The 16,075-nt window shown below is 64.3% G+C and carries 19 protein-coding genes; 14 read left to right on the forward strand and 5 right to left on the reverse strand.

Features of this window, described 5'->3' with window-relative positions; all coding sequences use genetic code 11:
• Positions 1–89: 89 nt before the first annotated feature.
• From ACE37B_RS11940 to ACE37B_RS11955, 4 genes are read left to right on the forward strand one after another with little or no spacing between them, the layout of a single operon-like run.
• On the forward strand, positions 90–1,103 hold the full coding sequence (locus ACE37B_RS11940; protein WP_409923535.1) for a carbamate kinase: 1,014 nt from the start codon (positions 90–92) through the stop codon (positions 1,101–1,103).
• Positions 1,093–2,628, forward strand: a complete 1,536-nt coding sequence (locus ACE37B_RS11945) for a protein FdrA (protein WP_409923536.1) — start codon at positions 1,093–1,095, stop codon at positions 2,626–2,628. Before ACE37B_RS11940 ends, ACE37B_RS11945 begins: the two co-directional genes overlap by 11 nt.
• Entirely contained in the window at positions 2,625–3,767 is a 1,143-nt protein-coding gene (locus ACE37B_RS11950) for an MSMEG_0565 family glycosyltransferase (RefSeq protein ID WP_409923537.1), read from the forward strand. Before ACE37B_RS11945 ends, ACE37B_RS11950 begins: the two co-directional genes overlap by 4 nt.
• Before the next feature lie 12 nt (positions 3,768–3,779).
• Entirely contained in the window at positions 3,780–4,808 is a 1,029-nt protein-coding gene (locus ACE37B_RS11955) for a siderophore-interacting protein (protein ID WP_409923538.1), read from the forward strand.
• Here the strand turns inward: ACE37B_RS11955 and ACE37B_RS11960 are convergent.
• The 3 genes from ACE37B_RS11960 to ACE37B_RS11970 are packed head-to-tail and all read right to left on the reverse strand — an operon-like array spanning position 4,763 to position 6,982.
• Entirely contained in the window at positions 4,763–5,974 is a 1,212-nt protein-coding gene (locus ACE37B_RS11960; protein ID WP_409923539.1) for an amidase family protein, read from the reverse strand. The genes ACE37B_RS11955 and ACE37B_RS11960 overlap by 46 nt on opposite strands.
• 40 nt (positions 5,975–6,014) lie before the next feature.
• Positions 6,015–6,758 carry a CbtA family protein gene (locus ACE37B_RS11965; RefSeq protein WP_409923540.1) on the reverse strand — a complete coding sequence of 248 codons (744 nt, stop codon included), beginning with the start codon at positions 6,756–6,758 and terminating at the stop codon, positions 6,015–6,017.
• 17 nt (positions 6,759–6,775) lie between these two features.
• Positions 6,776–6,982 (reverse strand): CbtB-domain containing protein, encoded by a 207-nt coding sequence (locus ACE37B_RS11970; RefSeq protein ID WP_409923541.1) that lies wholly within the window; start codon positions 6,980–6,982, stop codon positions 6,776–6,778.
• Positions 6,983–7,011: 29 nt separating this feature from the next.
• Here ACE37B_RS11970 and ACE37B_RS11975 point away from each other — a divergent pair, with 29 nt between their 5' ends.
• From ACE37B_RS11975 to ACE37B_RS11990, 4 genes are all read left to right on the forward strand, one after another.
• Positions 7,012–7,353 (forward strand): nucleotidyl transferase AbiEii/AbiGii toxin family protein, encoded by a 342-nt coding sequence (locus tag ACE37B_RS11975; RefSeq protein WP_409923542.1) that lies wholly within the window; start codon positions 7,012–7,014, stop codon positions 7,351–7,353.
• The gene (locus ACE37B_RS11980; protein WP_409923543.1) at positions 7,350–7,496 is read left to right on the forward strand and encodes a hypothetical protein; all 147 of its coding nucleotides are present in this window, start codon (positions 7,350–7,352) and stop codon (positions 7,494–7,496) included. The genes ACE37B_RS11975 and ACE37B_RS11980 overlap by 4 nt, the downstream gene beginning before the upstream one ends.
• Before the next feature lie 80 nt (positions 7,497–7,576).
• A complete protein-coding gene (locus ACE37B_RS11985; RefSeq protein ID WP_409923544.1) occupies positions 7,577–8,380 on the forward strand; it encodes a type IV toxin-antitoxin system AbiEi family antitoxin in 804 nt (267 codons plus the stop codon).
• Complete coding sequence (locus ACE37B_RS11990; RefSeq protein WP_409923545.1) at positions 8,377–9,234, forward strand: nucleotidyl transferase AbiEii/AbiGii toxin family protein; 858 nt, start codon at positions 8,377–8,379, stop codon at positions 9,232–9,234. The genes ACE37B_RS11985 and ACE37B_RS11990 overlap by 4 nt, the downstream gene beginning before the upstream one ends.
• A 429-nt stretch (positions 9,235–9,663) precedes the next feature.
• On the opposite strand, the gene ACE37B_RS11995 is transcribed toward ACE37B_RS11990, so the two are convergent.
• A complete protein-coding gene (locus tag ACE37B_RS11995; RefSeq protein WP_409923546.1) occupies positions 9,664–10,101 on the reverse strand; it encodes a VOC family protein in 438 nt (145 codons plus the stop codon).
• Positions 10,102–10,571: 470 nt separating this feature from the next.
• On the opposite strand from ACE37B_RS11995, the gene ACE37B_RS12000 reads away from it, so the two are divergent.
• The 4 genes from ACE37B_RS12000 (at position 10,572) to ACE37B_RS12015 (ending at position 14,104) form a co-directional block, all read left to right on the forward strand.
• Positions 10,572–11,897, forward strand: coding sequence for a plastocyanin/azurin family copper-binding protein (locus tag ACE37B_RS12000; protein ID WP_409923547.1), 1,326 nt, complete (start codon positions 10,572–10,574; stop codon positions 11,895–11,897).
• 46 nt (positions 11,898–11,943) lie between these two features.
• Complete coding sequence (locus ACE37B_RS12005) at positions 11,944–12,399, forward strand: pyridoxamine 5'-phosphate oxidase family protein (RefSeq protein ID WP_409923548.1); 456 nt, start codon at positions 11,944–11,946, stop codon at positions 12,397–12,399.
• 55 nt (positions 12,400–12,454) lie between these two features.
• Positions 12,455–13,651: an acyl-CoA dehydrogenase family protein gene (locus tag ACE37B_RS12010; RefSeq protein ID WP_409923549.1), complete on the forward strand. Its 1,197-nt coding sequence runs from the start codon at positions 12,455–12,457 to the stop codon at positions 13,649–13,651.
• A 78-nt stretch (positions 13,652–13,729) separates the two neighbouring features.
• Positions 13,730–14,104, forward strand: coding sequence for a limonene-1,2-epoxide hydrolase family protein (locus ACE37B_RS12015; protein WP_409923550.1), 375 nt, complete (start codon positions 13,730–13,732; stop codon positions 14,102–14,104).
• A 125-nt stretch (positions 14,105–14,229) separates the two neighbouring features.
• Here ACE37B_RS12015 and ACE37B_RS12020 read toward each other — a convergent pair whose 3' ends face one another.
• Complete coding sequence (locus ACE37B_RS12020; RefSeq protein ID WP_409923551.1) at positions 14,230–14,724, reverse strand: YbaN family protein; 495 nt, start codon at positions 14,722–14,724, stop codon at positions 14,230–14,232.
• Between the two features lie 92 nt (positions 14,725–14,816).
• Between ACE37B_RS12020 and ACE37B_RS12025 the strand changes: the two genes are divergently transcribed.
• Positions 14,817–15,221 (forward strand): RrF2 family transcriptional regulator, encoded by a 405-nt coding sequence (locus ACE37B_RS12025; RefSeq protein WP_409923552.1) that lies wholly within the window; start codon positions 14,817–14,819, stop codon positions 15,219–15,221.
• A gap of 38 nt (positions 15,222–15,259) precedes the next feature.
• Positions 15,260–16,045, forward strand: coding sequence for a YwiC-like family protein (locus ACE37B_RS12030; protein ID WP_409923553.1), 786 nt, complete (start codon positions 15,260–15,262; stop codon positions 16,043–16,045).
• Positions 16,046–16,075 lie beyond the last annotated feature (30 nt).

Genomic DNA, 16,075 nt, shown 5'->3' on the forward strand with positions numbered 1-16,075 from the left:
CAACCGGTGCCGCGTCGCTGATTGTGTATTTTCGGCCCACGCTCGTCTACTATCGGAGACAACGCATTGCCTATCCGATCGGATCTTACGTGGCCCACACAGCCGTCCTCGCCCTCGGCGGAAATGCCCTCACACGCGAGAGCGAACGAGGAACCATCGAGGAGCAATATCAGAACGCGCTCGCCATGGCGAAATCGGTTCGGTCCTTGATCCGCAAGAAATGGGGCATCGTGATCGTCCACGGCAACGGCCCTCAGGTGGGCAACCTCGCCATCCAACACGCCGAGAGTTCTGCGCTCGTTCCGGCCCAGCCGCTGTTCGCGCTGGGAGCGATGACGCAGGGAGCACTCGGCAGCCTGATCTGCTTGGCGCTCCACGAGGTGTGTGCCGACGAGATCAGCGGTGCCGTCTCGGTGGTCACCCACGTCGAGGTCGACGCTGCCGACCCTGCGTTCCAAAATCCGACGAAGCCGATCGGCCCGTTCTACACAGCCGAGCAGGCCGAGGAGATGACCGAGTCGAGGGGCTGGTCCATGATCGAGGACTCCGGGCGCGGTTACCGGCGCGTCGTGGCGTCACCATCACCCAAGGCGCCGGTGGAGGCCGATGCGATCCGAACACTGATCGACGCTGGCTTCGTGGTGGTGGCTGCCGGTGGCGGGGGGATTCCCGTCGTGAAGGAGGGCTCCACCTATCGCGGCATCGATGCGGTCATCGACAAGGACTTCGCTGCCGAACGTCTCGCCGACGCCTCGGACGCGGAGGCCTTGGTGATGGTCACGGGCGTGGCCAACGTCAAGCTCGACTTCGGCACGCCGAACGAACGCACGGTGTACAACCTCACCCCCGACGAGGTCGCACAGCACATGAGCGACGGTCAGTTCCCACCCGGGAGCATGGGCCCCAAGATGAAGGCGGCATCGCACTTCGTCGAAGGCTCCACTCCAGAGCGTCGCCGTATCGCTGCGGTCACCACCCCCGAAATGGTCTACGCCACGCTCGACAATGCCCACGGTGCCATCCAGGGTCATCGCGGAACGCTCATCAAACACCCGAAGGCCGTGCCGGCCGACGACCCGAAAGAAGCCGAACATGCTGCATGAGGTCACCGTCCTCAAAGACTCGTACAAGGACAGTGTTCGCCTGCTCGAAGCAACGCGTGCGATCCAGACCGCCGACGGCGTGGACTACGGCTGGTCGGTCATGGCCACCGATGCCAACCTCGAGACACTGACCGGCGAAGGCTTCGACGGCTTCGGCACCGTCACGGCGAACGATCTCGTCATCGCCATCCGCTCCGACAACGAGCGCACCGCCGCCGAGGCGCTGGAACTCGCCAAGAGCATCCTGTTCAGTGTGACCACCGGCTCGGACGACGACACGACCGCATCGGTCGACAGCCTGCGCGAAGCAATCGCCGCGCAGCCCGACGCGAACCTCGCGATCGTGTCGGTGCCCGGACCGTACGCGACCCTCGAAACACACAAGGCGCTCACCGCCGGACTGGACGTGCTGTTGTTCAGCGACAACGTTCCGCTCGCGGACGAGATCGAGCTCAAGCAGCGCGCTCGCTCGCTCGGACGACTCGTGATGGGTCCCGGTGCGGGCACCGCGATGCTCGCTGGCACCGGGTTGGCCTTCGCCAACCGGGTCACACCAGGTCCGGTCGGCATCGTCGCCGCCGCAGGTACCGGTGCCCAAGAAGTGATGAGCCTGCTCGACCGCTGGGGCATCGGCATCACCCACGTGATCGGCGTCGGAGGGCGAGACCTGAGCGCCGAAGTCGGCGGGTTGATGGCGCTCTCCGCAATCGACGCACTCGAAGCTCACGAGGAGACCAAGGCGATCCTCTTCGTCTCCAAGCCCCCGTCGCCAGAGGTCGCCGAACGGCTGCTTGGCACATCGAGGTCCAAGCCGATGATCGCCGCGATGATCGGGCTACGCGAAGAACTCGACGGCGTCGCCGACGGCATCTCGGTCTGCAACACGCTGGAGGCCGGAGCGGCCCTGACGGCGCGGGCGTTGAACCGCGAGGTGCCCGACCTCATCGGGGATTGCGCTGATGCCGTGGCCACCGCGATGATGTCGCTCGATCAGAGCCGACGCCGACTCGTCGGTCTGTTCAGCGGCGGCACCCTCTGCTACGAGGCGATGACGATCGCCGTTCCCCACATCGGCCCGATCCATTCCAACACACCGCTCGACGCGGCCTGGACGGTCCCAGCGCCGGACGGCGTCCACGTCTGCCTCGACCTCGGCGAGGAGGAGTACACCGTCGGTCGTCCGCATCCGATGATCGACCCGCAGGCCCGCCTCGAGTGGATGTCCCAGCAGGTCGACGACCCGACCGTGGCCGTGGTGCTGCTCGACGTGGTGATCGGCGACGGGGCCCACCCCGACCCCGCCGGCCTCCTCGCACCGGCCGCCCGCGAGATCATCGAGTCCGGCGCCGCCGTGGTCGCTTACGTACTCGGCACCGACTCCGACCCGCAACAGTTCGAAGCCCAGCGCACCGCCCTGCGTGAGGTCGGCTGCATCGTCCCCGACACCGCCGCGCGTGCTGCACTCGCGGCATGTGCGTTCGTCAATCGCGACCCGGCACTCGTGCACGACGAGGTGTCGGCTTGAGCAAACGCATCGCGCTCACCACCTACTCGGTCAAGCCGCGTGGCGGCGTGGTCCACACACTCGAGTTGGCCGAGGCATTGCAGTCGCTCGGCGCCGATGTGACCGTGATCGCGATGGGCGACCCCGATATCGGGTTCTTCCGGCCCGTCGATGTCCCCGTGATCATCGTGCCGGCACCGGCCTGGGGTGACACGCTCGACGAGCGGGTGTTCAGCTGGATCGACGCGATGACCAAGGGGATCGACGCGGTCAAAGACCGGTTCGACATCGTGCACAGCCAGGACTGCATCTCGGCGCGCGCCGCAGCACGAATCCGCGATGCCGGCGCCGGCTTCCGACTCGTACGCACCGTTCACCACGTCGACGATTTCACCACGCAGGCGCTCATCGACTGCCAGATCGCTGCAATCCGCGAACCCGACGACGTCCTCGTCGTGTCGGATCTGTGGCGTCGCCAACTCCTCGCCGACTACGGCGTCGACGCGACCGTCGTGACCAACGGGGTTCGCGCCGACCGCTTCGCAAGCGACATCTCGCCCGAACGCCGGAGCGAGCTGCGAGCATCGATCGGGGCGAGCGATGCGTTCCTGTTCCTCACCGTCGGCGGGATCGAGCCCCGGAAGGGCTCGGAGTTCCTTGTCGATGCGCTCGGCCGACTCAAGGCGCGCCCGAGTGGTCGCGACGTGATGCTCGCCGTCGTCGGCGGCCATTCTTTCCAGGACTATGCGCCGTACCGCGAACGAGTGCTCGGCTCGCTCGACCAGCACGACCTCGCCATCGATGACGACATCGCACTGCTCGGAACGGTGTCCGACGACGAACTCCCCGAGTGGTTCCACGCCGCCGACGGATTCGCCTTCCCCTCCGTCAACGAAGGATGGGGTCTCGTCGTACTGGAGGCAATGGCTGCCGGGCTGCCGGTGGTCACCTCCGACATCGAGGTGTTCCACGAATTCCTCGAGCCTGACCACAACGCCATCATGACCACGACCGCCGACGCTGAGTCGCTCGCCCACGGGATGGGGCGCCTCGTGACCGACTCCGAACTCGCGCGGCGCCTTGCGGCGGTCGGCCCGGGAGTCGCTGCACGGTTCTCGTGGGAGCAGACCGCTGCACAACACCTTGCGGTCTACGGCTGACCGACGCCACTCATGGATGCTGCAGACCTTGTCGGCGTCTCCACCTACCTCAACACAGCGCACCCCGACACGCTCTTGTTCCTGGCGAATTCTCTGACCGCCGACACCGCCGATTCCGCTCGCCTCGTCCACGTGACGAACGACTGCTGCGATCTGGAGGTGGTGACCGGTGAAGGGAGCGCGACGCATCGCCTCGCCTTTGCAGCATCACAAGCGACACTCGACGGGATTCGAGGCGAGGTGTTCGGCTTCGTACGACGAGCACGGGCGGCCACCTCGCCAGAGACGCCACTCACATCGCTGGAACACATTGTTGCCGACACCGAACGCGAGACCGATCGTGTCGCCATCGTGGCTGGTCGGCGTTCCATCTCGCCGGGCCTCGTCGAGATCACGTTCACCGACCCGAACGGATTCACATCACTCGGGGGTGACGAATATCTGAAACTCTCTGCGGACGGGTCGTCAGCGTTCTACACCGTCCGGCGCCATCGCGCTGACGTCAGCGAGTTCGACATCTGGGTCGTCTTGCACACGGGTGGACCGATGTCTCGCTGGGCGGACACTGCAACCGTCGGGGCCGAGGTGATCATCGGCGCACAGCGCCGGACATTCGCCCCACCGGCTGATACCACGCACATCGTTGCATTCGGAGATGCTTCGGGGCTCGCAGCGATCGCACGAATCATCTCCGAGACATCGCCTGCGATTTCGCTGACCGCCGTTGTCTCCGTCGACGCGACGACAGCATCGAGAACCCTCACGCCGTCCGCGACGACATCGGTCCGAGTTGTCAGCGACACCACTCCGGGAGCCACCTTTCGAATACTCGAGGGTCTCGACGCCGTTCACGGCGAAGAGTTCGTCAGGCCGCATGTCGAGATCGGCCCGACGACCTACGTTTTCGGCGCCGGCGAAGCCAGCGAGATGGCCTCGGTCCGGTCATATCTCCGACGTGACCGCGGGCTTTCTCCGGACTGGTGCTGCGTTCATGGCTATTGGGCTCGCGACAACGCTGACGCTGCTGCCAACAGCAGCTGATCGCTCCCACGACTCGCGATCAGGCCGACGCCAGCCCGCCGACCTGCATGTTCGAACGGCACGACGACCTCTGGAGCGCCGCTCAGCCCAGCCAGCGCGTTCAGTCGGAGCGCATCGATGCGAAATCGCTGACGCTGCGTTGCCGTCGCTGTGAGTGCCAGCCCCTCCGGTGACGCCACCGGCATCACGAGCACGTGCCCGCCAGCGAGCCATTCGCAGATTCGAGCGCCCAGGCTCGTTCGTCGCTTCGCGTCGTGCCCCACGACGTCAGGCGGGTCCGCAGTGAATCTGCGGGCACGCAGCAGGCGGTCCCGAACCTCGGGAGTCAACGCTTCCCCGTGCTCTTCGACCCAGTCGCCGTGGCGGGCCCAGACCTCCCGACTCATCATCCGCACCAACAACTCGCCCGCCGCTTCATCGGCGGCCTCGGACACATCGAGTCGTTGCGCAGGTACTCCCCATCGATCGGCGAGCCGCGCCGCTGCAGCGGCAACGATCGGTCGAGCCGACTCGACGGACGAGCCGAACGGCCCCGCTGCAACGAGGACACCGCTCGCTCTCGGACTCCGGCCCCGCCAGGGAGCGCACGTGTCGGCTTCCAGCACCCCATACACCGTTGACAGCGTTTCGATGTCGCGTGCGAGGAGGCCCAAGGTGTCAAACGACGGAGCGAGTGGGATCACTCCGGTTGCATCGAGAACACCGTGTGTCGGACGCAGCCCGAAGAGACCACAGAGTGCAGCCGGCACGCGAGTCGAGCCGGCGGTATCGGTGCCGATGCCAAATTCTGCGACGCCACCTGCGACAGCTGACGCCGTGCCTGATGACGAACCGCCACAGAACGAACCAGCGAGGCCGATGTTGCGCGGCGGAGCTCCTTCCCCCAAGTCCCCGGTGAGTGAATACGCGAGCTGATCCAGCTTGGTGGCCCCGACGAGGTTCGCCCCAGCGTCGAGCAACCGGGCCACGATTGGAGTGGTTGTCACCGCCGCCACGTGCGTGTCGCGCCACACGCCATGGCCAAAAGATGAGACGTGACCCGCCAGGTCGACGAGATCTTTGACGACGAAGTCAACGGCGTTCAACGGCCCTCCCTCCGCTCCACGCATCGCCACGGACGGCTCGACGAAACAGTGGAGTCCGTTCCGCTCTGCAGGCATCGTCATGCGTTCGCCGGAAACGTGACCGCCTGCGCGCTGCGAGCGATCAGTTCGCTTGAACGAGGTCGGGTTCGTCGGCCGGTGACGCCTGGCCGGCAGGGCGTTCGAGGCCGGACAGCAGCGTCCCCGAAGCAAGAGACAACACGAGCCATCCTGTCGCCAGTGCACCCAGCGATGCGAGCCGGAACCGCCACACCAGGTCCGTCGGCGCTTCGACGACGTCGGGCGACTCGGGGAGGACGAAGGCAATGACCGCCAGGCCAGCCGCATACGCCGCCGTGCTGAGCCAGGCTCGACGGACGTCGGAGCCTGTGGACAGGCGTCGCCGGACTTGCCACACGACGATGGTCAGCACGATGGACATCGCTACGACCGCCAGGTACTGAACCGTGCGCTCATCGACGGTGCTCGGATCACCCACTGCGGGTGGATTGGCCGGATATTTGACGAACGGGACGAGCACGACGGTGACGAATCCGATCGCACCCAGTTGCATCGTCGACGCGATCGATGTGCGCGCCGGGAGATGCTTGGACACTTTCGCCCACACGACCATGAAGATCAGTCCCAGAGCGAGACCAAACAGCACCAGACCCACGAGACCACCGACCTCCTGCACGCCACGGCTCATCAGCGCCTCGTGCCCGGCCCCGCCGTGATCGTGCGGTAACGACTCTTCGAGCGCCAGGGCGTCGTCGAGCGGCCCCCGTCCGACCGTGGACGTGAACGTGGCGATCGCCACACCCGCAGCGAGTCCACTCGCGAGGGCGATCTCGATGAGGCGACGCATGTTCAACCCGTGCGACTTCAGTGGCAGGGGATTCCGGAGAAATGGCGACCGTCGTGGAAGAACTCATGCAGGGTGTTCGCTGCGGAGCCGAGCGCGACGCCGTTCTCCATCGTCACGAAGTAGACGACGGACGCAGCTACCATCACCACCGCCCACGCCCACACAGGTACGTGGAAACTGGGAACCAGCGAGATGTCGGGATTTGGAACGGTCACGAAGTCCATTCCTTTAGTGTTTCACACGTATCGGATAGTTGACAAGCCCGAGAGTGCTACCGCAAGGTGATCCCCCATTCGATGTAGCGCTCACAGGCCTACACCCGCTGCTCACCGTCGAGCATCAGATCGCACAGAAGCTCCATGCCTGTACCTCGGCGCATCCCCGGACCGGCGACAACGACCGCGCCCACGATCTCGTTGATCTCCAGATCCTCGAGTACGAGGAACCACTCGACAAGTCTGCCCTCGCCAAGATCGCAACCAAGCTCTTCACCGCTCGGAACGCGCAGACCTGGCCACCAGTCGTCGTCTCACATCCGAGCTGGCCAACGATCTACGCCGAAGCAGCCGACGGCCTCGACGTACGGTTCAGGTGAGACGTACGGTTCAGGTGATCGGCATCGACGACGAGAACATCGACACATCAATCGAAACCATCGACCTCGCCGCCTTCGCCGACAAGATGAACCAACGAGTACGCCACGCCTCCAGTGCGCTCGATACCTCACTGCAACCGTGAGGTATCGGAGTTCCATGAAGTATGGAGCGGACATTGTGATTCAAAGTGTGCGTAACGCACACCTTTGATACCCTGAAGCGATGGACACTGCGATCAAGCCCGCCGATCTTTCGGACTGGCTGATCGCGCATGGGCAACACTTCGCAACCACCGATGAGATCGCAGAGTTAGTTGGTGTGGCTCCTGGGAGTGTCCGCCAGAGCCTGCGCCGTCCCGCTGCTGCGAACAAGATCGTCTCGGTCACCAATGGGGCCTGGGTGCCGGTGCCCCCTGAGTACCGCGCCGCTGGGGCGCCGCCTCCGGCGCACTTCATTCACCAACTCATGGCCTTCCTCGGACACCCGTACTACGTCGGGTTCCTGTCGGCTGCCGCAATACACGGAGCGTCACACCAGGCGGTCATGGTGTTCCAGGTTGCAACTCCAGCCGTGCTTCGCGACCGACAGATCGGAGCAGGGAAGATGAGATTCATCCGTCGATCCGCAGTGCCCCGTCGTTCCGTCGTCGATCACTTCGTTCCGACCGGCCGGATCAAGGTGTCGACTCCCGCAGTCACCCTGCTCGACCTCGTTGAATCACCGAGCCACGGTGCTGGTCTGTCAAACGTCGCGACCGTCATCGCCCAGTTCGTCGAAGACGAAATCATCGATCCCGCAGTCCTGGCAGCGGAGGCGGCCCACTACCCCACCGCCGTGGCCCAGCGAGCCGGCCTACTCATCGAGTCAATGGCCGACCTCACCGGCACCCCACTCGACCTCGGCGACCTCGAGAAGTTGGCCCAGGGAGCAGAATCTGTGCCACTTGCTTCGCACCGCAGCGGCGACGGTGACCGCAACAACCGCTGGGGCGTCGTCGTCAACACTGAGATCGAGCCAGACCTGTGATCTCTGAGGCCGAACTCGCACACTGGCGAAGCGTCGTGCCGTGGGTCGATGACAGCCAAGTCGAGCAGGATCTCGTTCTCTCGCGACTCATCATCGAAATCGCACGACACCCGCTACTTGGATCCGAACTCGTGTTTCGAGGTGGCACCTGCTTCCACAAGCTCTGGCTCGACCGACCATGGCGATACAGCGAAGACCTCGACTACGTACGACGAAGCGCCACCGGAGTCGGCGAAGTCTTTGACGCGCTTCGCGACGTCGCCGCAGCTGTCGGATTCGAGGACATCGCGACGCAAGTCGGTCGTCATCCCAAGGTTCGGTTGCGATCAACGCTCGTCGGCGGCGGGCGGCTGCAGGTCAAGATCGAGATGAACACCTTCGAGCGTTCGCCAGCGCGACCGACGGTGACTCGCGACTACGCCGTCGACAGCCCATGGTTCAGCGGCGACGTAGCGGTGCCCACGTTCACGATCGAGGAACTCACCGCCACCAAAATTCGAGCCCTGTTCCAACGCCGCAAAGGACGCGACCTATTCGACCTATGGCTCGCATTTGAACACGGCACTGCGACCCTCGATGACGTCGTCGAGTGCTTCGAGCCCTACAGGCCAGATGGCTGGACAGGTGACCGGGCGCTGGCGAACCTCGATGCCAAACTCAACGACACAACGTTCCTCGACGACCTCGACGCACTCGTCACCGGCCAACCCGAGGGCTACGACCACAACTCAGCGAGAAGAGTCGCCGAAATAGTCATCGAAGCAGCCGAACACAGAAGGCAACGACTCCGCACGGCTCGCTCAGCGCTCCAGGAGATCCAAGATCTCGCCGACGAAACCGGCATGGACCTGTAGCGAACGTCGAAGCGGCGGCGTGCCTAATCCGTGCCTAGAAAAACACACAACACGGCGCAATACGGCGCAACAACGCACAACAACTGGCCGACAGGAACCCAGGCTTGACCAGGTGAAACACCTCACACGCAGGCACGATGCGATCAGCTTGGAAGCGCTTCCCAAGCTGAGAACGCGGGTTCGATTCCCGTCATCCGCTCCATATAACACCTGGTTAGAGGCAGTTTCGTCACTGTCGATGTCGCCATTCGTGCCTTGTTCGTGCCTAGACCGCTTGTGAAATCGGGTCGATAAGCCCGTTCTGGCCGATGCCGGTCGTGGTGAACTCCCTGGTCCTGGGGCTAACGCCGCTTGGATGAGTTTGTGTACTCAGGCGGAAAAGCTGATGTTCATCTGATCATCATGTCGACAATCGACGGGCGTGCTCGATCACTGACGTTCGGACCAGAACTCGATCCGGTTTCCGGCGGGGTCGGTCACGAAGAACCCAGGTGCTCCCCACCGTTTCTGGATGGGCGAGACAGCCACCCCGTTCTGCACCAACTGCCGACGGCATGCGAGTGAGTCCGGAACACGCCAGCTGAGCGTCAGGCCCGCCCCGTCACCACTGACGATGCTTGCCCGACTCGCGTCAGCCACGCTGACGTGCACCCCGGCGTACAGCTCAAACTCGATGAACCAGTCCCGTTCCATCGTTGGTCGAAGGCCCAGTCCCGTTCGATAGAAGGCGGTGACCTCGCTCCAGCGGTCGGTGTACAAGATCGTGTTCGACGCGACGACGCGAACCGGAGATGGGTGCGCATCGAGGTCGTCGACGAGATGCGCAAAACAAGGTGATTCACCCCCGCGATCGCGCTCCTCGATCATCTCGTCATCATGTCATCGTTACGTCTGGCGCGTGTTGGGACGTTGGACCCTGGCGCCGATCCCCGCAATTAATGAGTCTCATACTATGCGACTTGAGATCACGCAGCGCGGGTCCATCCCACGTCTGCGATCGGAGGAGTTCATCGTCGCGAACCAGTACTCGATCGAGCCCCGCTCGGTCCGCAGACAGTGAAGAACACGTGGCAACCCAAAGAAGGCATGACATGACGACGACTTCAGCATCCGGCAAATCTCACGGCGTTGATCGTCGTCGCTTTCTGACCGCGATTGGAGGCGGCGCGACTGCTGTCGGTCTCGTGGCCTGCGCTCCCGATGGGCCCGACGGTCCCGGTACGGCACTTTTCGAAGAGCAACGCGGCACCGGGAACGTCGAGCCTGTCAATGTCACGCAGGCCGTCGAACCGAGTTTCGACGATCGAGCCGACTCCATTGTCCCAACACTGACCCGCTTGGACGAACTCGAGGTGGCGGATGCAGCGGAGGAACGAATGGCCTACGCGCCGGCTGTCCCGACACGCGCTCAGCGCAGCGACCAGCGCGTGGTCGAGTTCGAGATCGATGTCATCGAGGGCGAGTGCGTGGTCGACCCGACCAACAACGTCTCGACACTGATGTGGGGATTCCGGATCGGCGGTGACGCCGCAACCTCCTGCGGAAGTCCTGGGCCGACGCTGCGGGCGCGAGTCGGTGATCTGGCCAGAATCACCGTCAACAATCTCGCTGGAAACGTGCACCCGCACAACATCGACTTCCATGCCGTGACCGGCCAAGGAGGCGGAGCGGAAGGGACGACAGTGCCACCCGGTGAGAGCGCGACGATCAACTGCCGTCTGCTGTACCCGGGTGCGTTCATGTACCACTGTGCGTTCGGCGACGTTCCCGAACACATCGCCCACGGCATGTACGGAATGTTCATCATCGACCCCGAGACACCACTGCCCGACGTCGACCACGAATGGACCATCATGCAATCCGAGTGGTACCTCGGCGAACCCAACGAAGACGGTGTCGCCGAATTCGACCGCGACCGCCTCGAACTCGAGCATCCGACCTACGTCACGTTCAACGGCCGCACCGACGCCCTCGTCGACGACAACGCGCTCCAGATGGAAGTGGGCGAACGCGCCCGGTTCTACATGGTCAACGAGGGACTCAACCTCACCTCGAACTTCCACCCGATCGGCTCGCACTGGGACGTCGTGTACCCCGAGGCGGCAACGCATCCGGTCAACCGAGTGATCCGCGGGTCGCAGTCAACACTCGTGGTGGCTGGCGGAGGCACGGTGACCGAACTCATCGCGCAGGTGCCGAGCACCGTGATCCTGGTCGACCACGCACTGGTCCGCGTCTTCTACAAGGGCTGCATCGGCATGGTCGTCATCAGCGGCGAAGAAAACGCACTCTTCTCCGTTGGTGACGACGGGCTGAGCGCCGCAGCCGAAAGCGAGCCCGTTGTCGCCGCTGTCGGGGACCCGAACACGGTCAACATGCCGGCCGGCGCCTACGACCCAGCCAACGCCGCAACGGCATACACGCCTGCCGTTCTCTCTGTCGCTGTCGGCACCACGGTCACGTGGATCAACAACGACTCGGTCTTCCACACCATCACATCGGGCACCTCGAACGGAACCACTGCAACCCCTGACGGCCTCTTCGACTCCGATCAGGTACAGCCTGGCGAGAGCTTCGAGTACACCTTCGACGAGGAGGGCACGTTCGACTATCACTGCACCCCGCATCCATGGATGAAGGCCCAAGTCGAGGTCACCGCATGATCCGACACCCCGATTGCGCGCAGTGGTCGACGTGAGCTCCTGACCCATGGAGATTCCGACCAAACCAACTGGCCGCCGAGAGGAGCCACCCCCGCCCGAACACCTCGGCGAGGTCGAGTGTCTCCGCCTCTTGCGCAGCGTCGAGGTCGGTCGGCTCGCGGTTCGACTCTCGGACGGCGGTGTCGACGTCTTTCCCGTCAACTTCGTCATCGACGACGGCACCGTGTTGTTCTGTACCGCTGCGGGCACGAAGCTCAGCAGCATCCAAGTCGAACCGATTGTTGCCTTCGAAGCAGACCACTTCGACTGGTACGAACGCACGGCGTGGAGCGTGGTCGTCAAGGGCACGACAGTTCAGGTCACCGATCCGGCGGAGATCCTCGAACTTCGCGATGGCGAGTTGGAGGCATGGCAGCACGACCGCAAACCGTTCTTCGTGCGCATCACGAACCCCATGATCACCGGCCGCCGTTTCACCGTGCGCCGACGGATCGAGCCATAGGGAACTCGATGCCGGAGCGGCACGAATCACGTTCGAACACTTGAAAGAGGGCCACATGGATTTCAACGTCTCGGAAGAGATGACGGTTCGACTCGCGATGATCCGCGAGTTCATGGATCGTGAGGTCATCCCGCTCGAAGGCGAGATGCTGCACGGTGACCCTGTGCAACTCGAACGCGCCGTTGCCGCGGCCCAGGTCAAGGTGAAGCAGATGGGCTTGTGGGCGCCAAACCACCCGGTCGAGTTCGGCGGCCTCGGCCTGTCGATGGTCGACCACGGCCTGTTCGCCGAAGCAGTCGGCCGCAGCCCGCTCGGCATGAACGTCTTCGGCACCCAGGCGCCCGACGCCGGAAACGTCGAAGTCTTGCATCAGTACGGAACGCCAGAGCAGCAGGACCGGTGGCTGCGACCGCTCATCGACGGCGAGATCCGGAGCTGCTTCTCGATGACCGAACCCGAAACCGCCGGGTCAAACCCCCTCCTGCTGGAAACGACAGCGGTGACCGATGGTGACGACTACGTGATCAACGGCCAGAAGTGGTTTACCTCGTCAGCCGACGGCGCCGCGTTCGCGATCGTCATGGCCGTCACCGATCCCGACGCGCCACCACATCAGCGCACGAGCATGATCATCGTCCCGACCGACACCCCCGGCTTCGAACTCGTTCGCAACGTGAGCGTCATGGGCCACGCAGGGTCAGGACACGCCAGCCACGGTGAGGTGTCCTACCAGTCATGCCGAGTCCCCAAGACGAACCTGCTCGGCCCTGAAGGTGGCGGCTTCGTCATCGCCCAGGACCGGCTCGGTCCCGGCCGCATCCATCACTGCATGCGCTGGCTCGGCATCGCCGAACGGGCCTTCGAGATGATGTGCGAACGAGCCAACCAGCGCACGATCGACCCGAACGGAGCGACCCTCGCCGACCGCCAAGTGATCCAGCACTGGGCAGCTGAACTCGACGCTGAGATCCGCTCCGCCCGACTCCTCACCCTGCACGCCGCCTGGTCGATCGACCAGCACGGAGCCAAGGCCGCGCGAGACGAGATCTCAGCCATCAAGTTCACGGTGGCGAACACGATGCTCAAGGCCGTCGACACCGCCATCCAGGTCCACGGGGCTCTCGGCGTCACCGACGACACCGTGCTCGCCTACTGGTACCGCCACGAACGAGCCGCTCGCATCTACGACGGCGCCGATGAGGTCCACAAGACCAGCCTCGGTCGTCGGATCCTTCGCCGGCACTCAACATGAGGCGGCGCACTGGCGTCTGTCCGGTCAGGCCGTCCAACGGCTGAGGTGACATCATCACGGGCAACCAAGGGACTCCCTATGACGACTGAATCCAACGTGGCAACGATCACCGAATTTGTCGCAGCCTGGTCGCGACTCGACCCCGATGAACTCTCGAGCTACTTCACCGACGACGGCAGCTACCACAACATGCCGGTGGGCCCGGTCGTCGGCCGCGACAACGTGCGCTCGATGATCGCTGCGTTCACCGCCGATTGGACAGCAACACAGTGGGATTTACTCAACATCGTCGGGTTCGGCGACGTGGTCATCGCCGAGCGACTCGACCGGACCGAAGCAGGCGACAAGACAGTCGACCTGCCCTGCACCGGCGTGTTCGAGATGGAGAACGGCAAGATCAAGGTCTGGCGCGACTACTTCGACTTGGCAACATTCACGACAGCGATGAGCTGACCGACTTCCGATCGGCTAGCGGACGTCGAGAATGGCAACCACGACAAGGAACACGACGATGCCGACCATGAGCAGCGTCGCTTGCACACGCGGGTGGACTGGCTTCTCGTGGTGTTCTGGTTCGCTCACGTTGCGTCCTCTTCGGTGCGGGAAGTGCGCGGCGGGGCGGTTGGCACGCGTCGGATGATGTACCAGACTCCGACGATGCCAGCGCCGATGATCGAGAGTCGCAGCGCCATGTTGTCCAGGAGTAGTCCGGTGCTGAGAGAGATCGCGATGACCATCATTGCGATGGCGGTGACTTTGGCTCGCTTGGGCATACCGAGGCCGGACCGGTAGTCGGCGACCGATCGGCCGACGCCCGGCAGATCGAGGACCCATTGCTCGAAACGTGGACTGCAGCGGGCGAAGCAGGCCGCCGCGATGATCATGAAACCCGTCGTGGGAAGGCCCGGCACAACCACGCCGATCCCGCCGACTGTGACTGCGAACCATCCCGCGCCGAACCACATGCTCCGAGCAAGCCATGACCTTGCGACTCGTTCCGTCCCGGACGAAGCGACCGTTCCCTCTGCCCGTTCGGCTTCACGGGTCATGACGGCACCCCCACACCGCAGCATCCAGGTCCCTGTTCGCCACGGTTGCAGCCTGCGCGACTGACACGGGACGTTCGTCCCTGGCGGCAATCAGTACTATCCATTAGTCTCATACTATGCGACTAGAGATCACGCAGCGAGCGGACCTGGCTGTGCGAGCCTTGGTGATTCTGCATCGTTCCCCGGCACGGTTGAAGAGCGCCGACCTGGCCGCGGCGTTGGACACCACAGCGGGGTTTGTTCCGCAGGTGATGGGCCCGCTGGTGCGAGAAGGCTGGGTGCATTCGGTTCCCGGCCCGACGGGTGGCTACGAGCCATTGGTCGGGATCGACGAGCTCAATGTGTTGGATGTTGTCGAAGCCGTCGACGGTCCGACCGATTCGGGCCGGTGCGTCGTCGCTGATCGACCGTGCGCGGCCACAGCACCCTGTGCGCTCCACGTCGCATGGGGACTGGCGAGAAGTGAGTTGGTGTCGTCGCTTGCCGCGCTGTCGGTCGGGGCATTGGCGGTCACAGCGTGACCGCCCAGCAGACCTCCACATTGGCATCCACTCAGAGCGTGCCGTCCGAACGTTCGCCATGGCGGGCGGTCGCCGTGCCGTCCGAGCATGGTGGGTGGGGGCTCACCCTCGAGCCCGTATTACTCGGGCTGCTCGTGGCGTTCTCGTGGTCGGGTCTCGCGATCGGAGCTGCTGCGTTCGTTGCCTTCCTCGTGCGCACTCCACTGAAACTCGTCGTCGTGGATCGTCGACGTCACCGGTCACTGCCCCGCACTCGCCTCGCCACGCGCATCGCGGCGATCGAACTCGCCGCACTCGGCCTGCTCGGCTTGTCAGCGCTGTGGGCGGCTGGCGCAACATGGCTGGTGCCGGTCGCAGTCGCAGTACCCCTCGTGGCGGTCGAGCTGTGGTTCGACATCCGCAGCCGAGGCCGCCGATTGATCCCCGAACTCGCGGGAGCATGCGGCATCACCGCCGTCGCCGCAGCAATCATCGTGGCCGACGACGGCAGCTGGCGATTGGCGATCGCAGCGTGGATGGTCCTCGCCGCTCGCGCCATCGCATCGATTCCCTACGTGCGAGCACAGATCGTCCGAACGCGGCGCGGATCCAGCCCGCTCGCCACCACCATCCTGTTCCAACTCGCTGGCGCAGCGGTCGGATTCGCCGCCATCGCCGTCGACAACCGGGCGCTCGCGGGTGCCGTGGCCGTGGCCGCGTTGGCGACCGCGCAGACGATTGCGCTTCAACGCGAACACATTCCGCCCGTGAAGGTCATCGGACTCCGCCAGATGGCCGCCGGCTTCGCCGTCGTTGCCGCCACCGCCGTCGGCGTCCTCGCCTGACACGAACCCTCCCCCTGAAAGCAACCGCAC

This window comes from Ilumatobacter sp. (assembly GCF_046290335.1).
Taxonomy (GTDB): domain Bacteria; phylum Actinomycetota; class Acidimicrobiia; order Acidimicrobiales; family Ilumatobacteraceae; genus Ilumatobacter_A.

Bases quoted from the DNA above. Each gene is read 5' to 3' on its own strand.
- ACE37B_RS11995 (WP_409923546.1), bottom strand. From the start codon at position 10,101: ATGATCGAGGAGCGCGATCGCGGGGGTGAATCACCTTGTTTTGCGCAT.
- ACE37B_RS11960 (WP_409923539.1), bottom strand. From the start codon at position 5,974: ATGACGATGCCTGCAGAGCGGAACGGACTCCACTGTTTCGTCGAGCCG.
- ACE37B_RS11955 (WP_409923538.1), top strand. From the start codon at position 3,780: ATGGATGCTGCAGACCTTGTCGGCGTCTCCACCTACCTCAACACAGCG.
- ACE37B_RS12020 (WP_409923551.1), bottom strand. From the start codon at position 14,724: ATGCTGCGGTGTGGGGGTGCCGTCATGACCCGTGAAGCCGAACGGGCA.
- ACE37B_RS12005 (WP_409923548.1), top strand. From the start codon at position 11,944: ATGGAGATTCCGACCAAACCAACTGGCCGCCGAGAGGAGCCACCCCCG.
- ACE37B_RS11945 (WP_409923536.1), top strand. From the start codon at position 1,093: ATGCTGCATGAGGTCACCGTCCTCAAAGACTCGTACAAGGACAGTGTT.
- ACE37B_RS12025 (WP_409923552.1), top strand. From the start codon at position 14,817: ATGCGACTAGAGATCACGCAGCGAGCGGACCTGGCTGTGCGAGCCTTG.
- ACE37B_RS11985 (WP_409923544.1), top strand. From the start codon at position 7,577: ATGGACACTGCGATCAAGCCCGCCGATCTTTCGGACTGGCTGATCGCG.
- ACE37B_RS12010 (WP_409923549.1), top strand. From the start codon at position 12,455: ATGGATTTCAACGTCTCGGAAGAGATGACGGTTCGACTCGCGATGATC.
- ACE37B_RS11970 (WP_409923541.1), bottom strand. From the start codon at position 6,982: ATGGACTTCGTGACCGTTCCAAATCCCGACATCTCGCTGGTTCCCAGT.
- ACE37B_RS12015 (WP_409923550.1), top strand. From the start codon at position 13,730: ATGACGACTGAATCCAACGTGGCAACGATCACCGAATTTGTCGCAGCC.
- ACE37B_RS11965 (WP_409923540.1), bottom strand. From the start codon at position 6,758: ATGCGTCGCCTCATCGAGATCGCCCTCGCGAGTGGACTCGCTGCGGGT.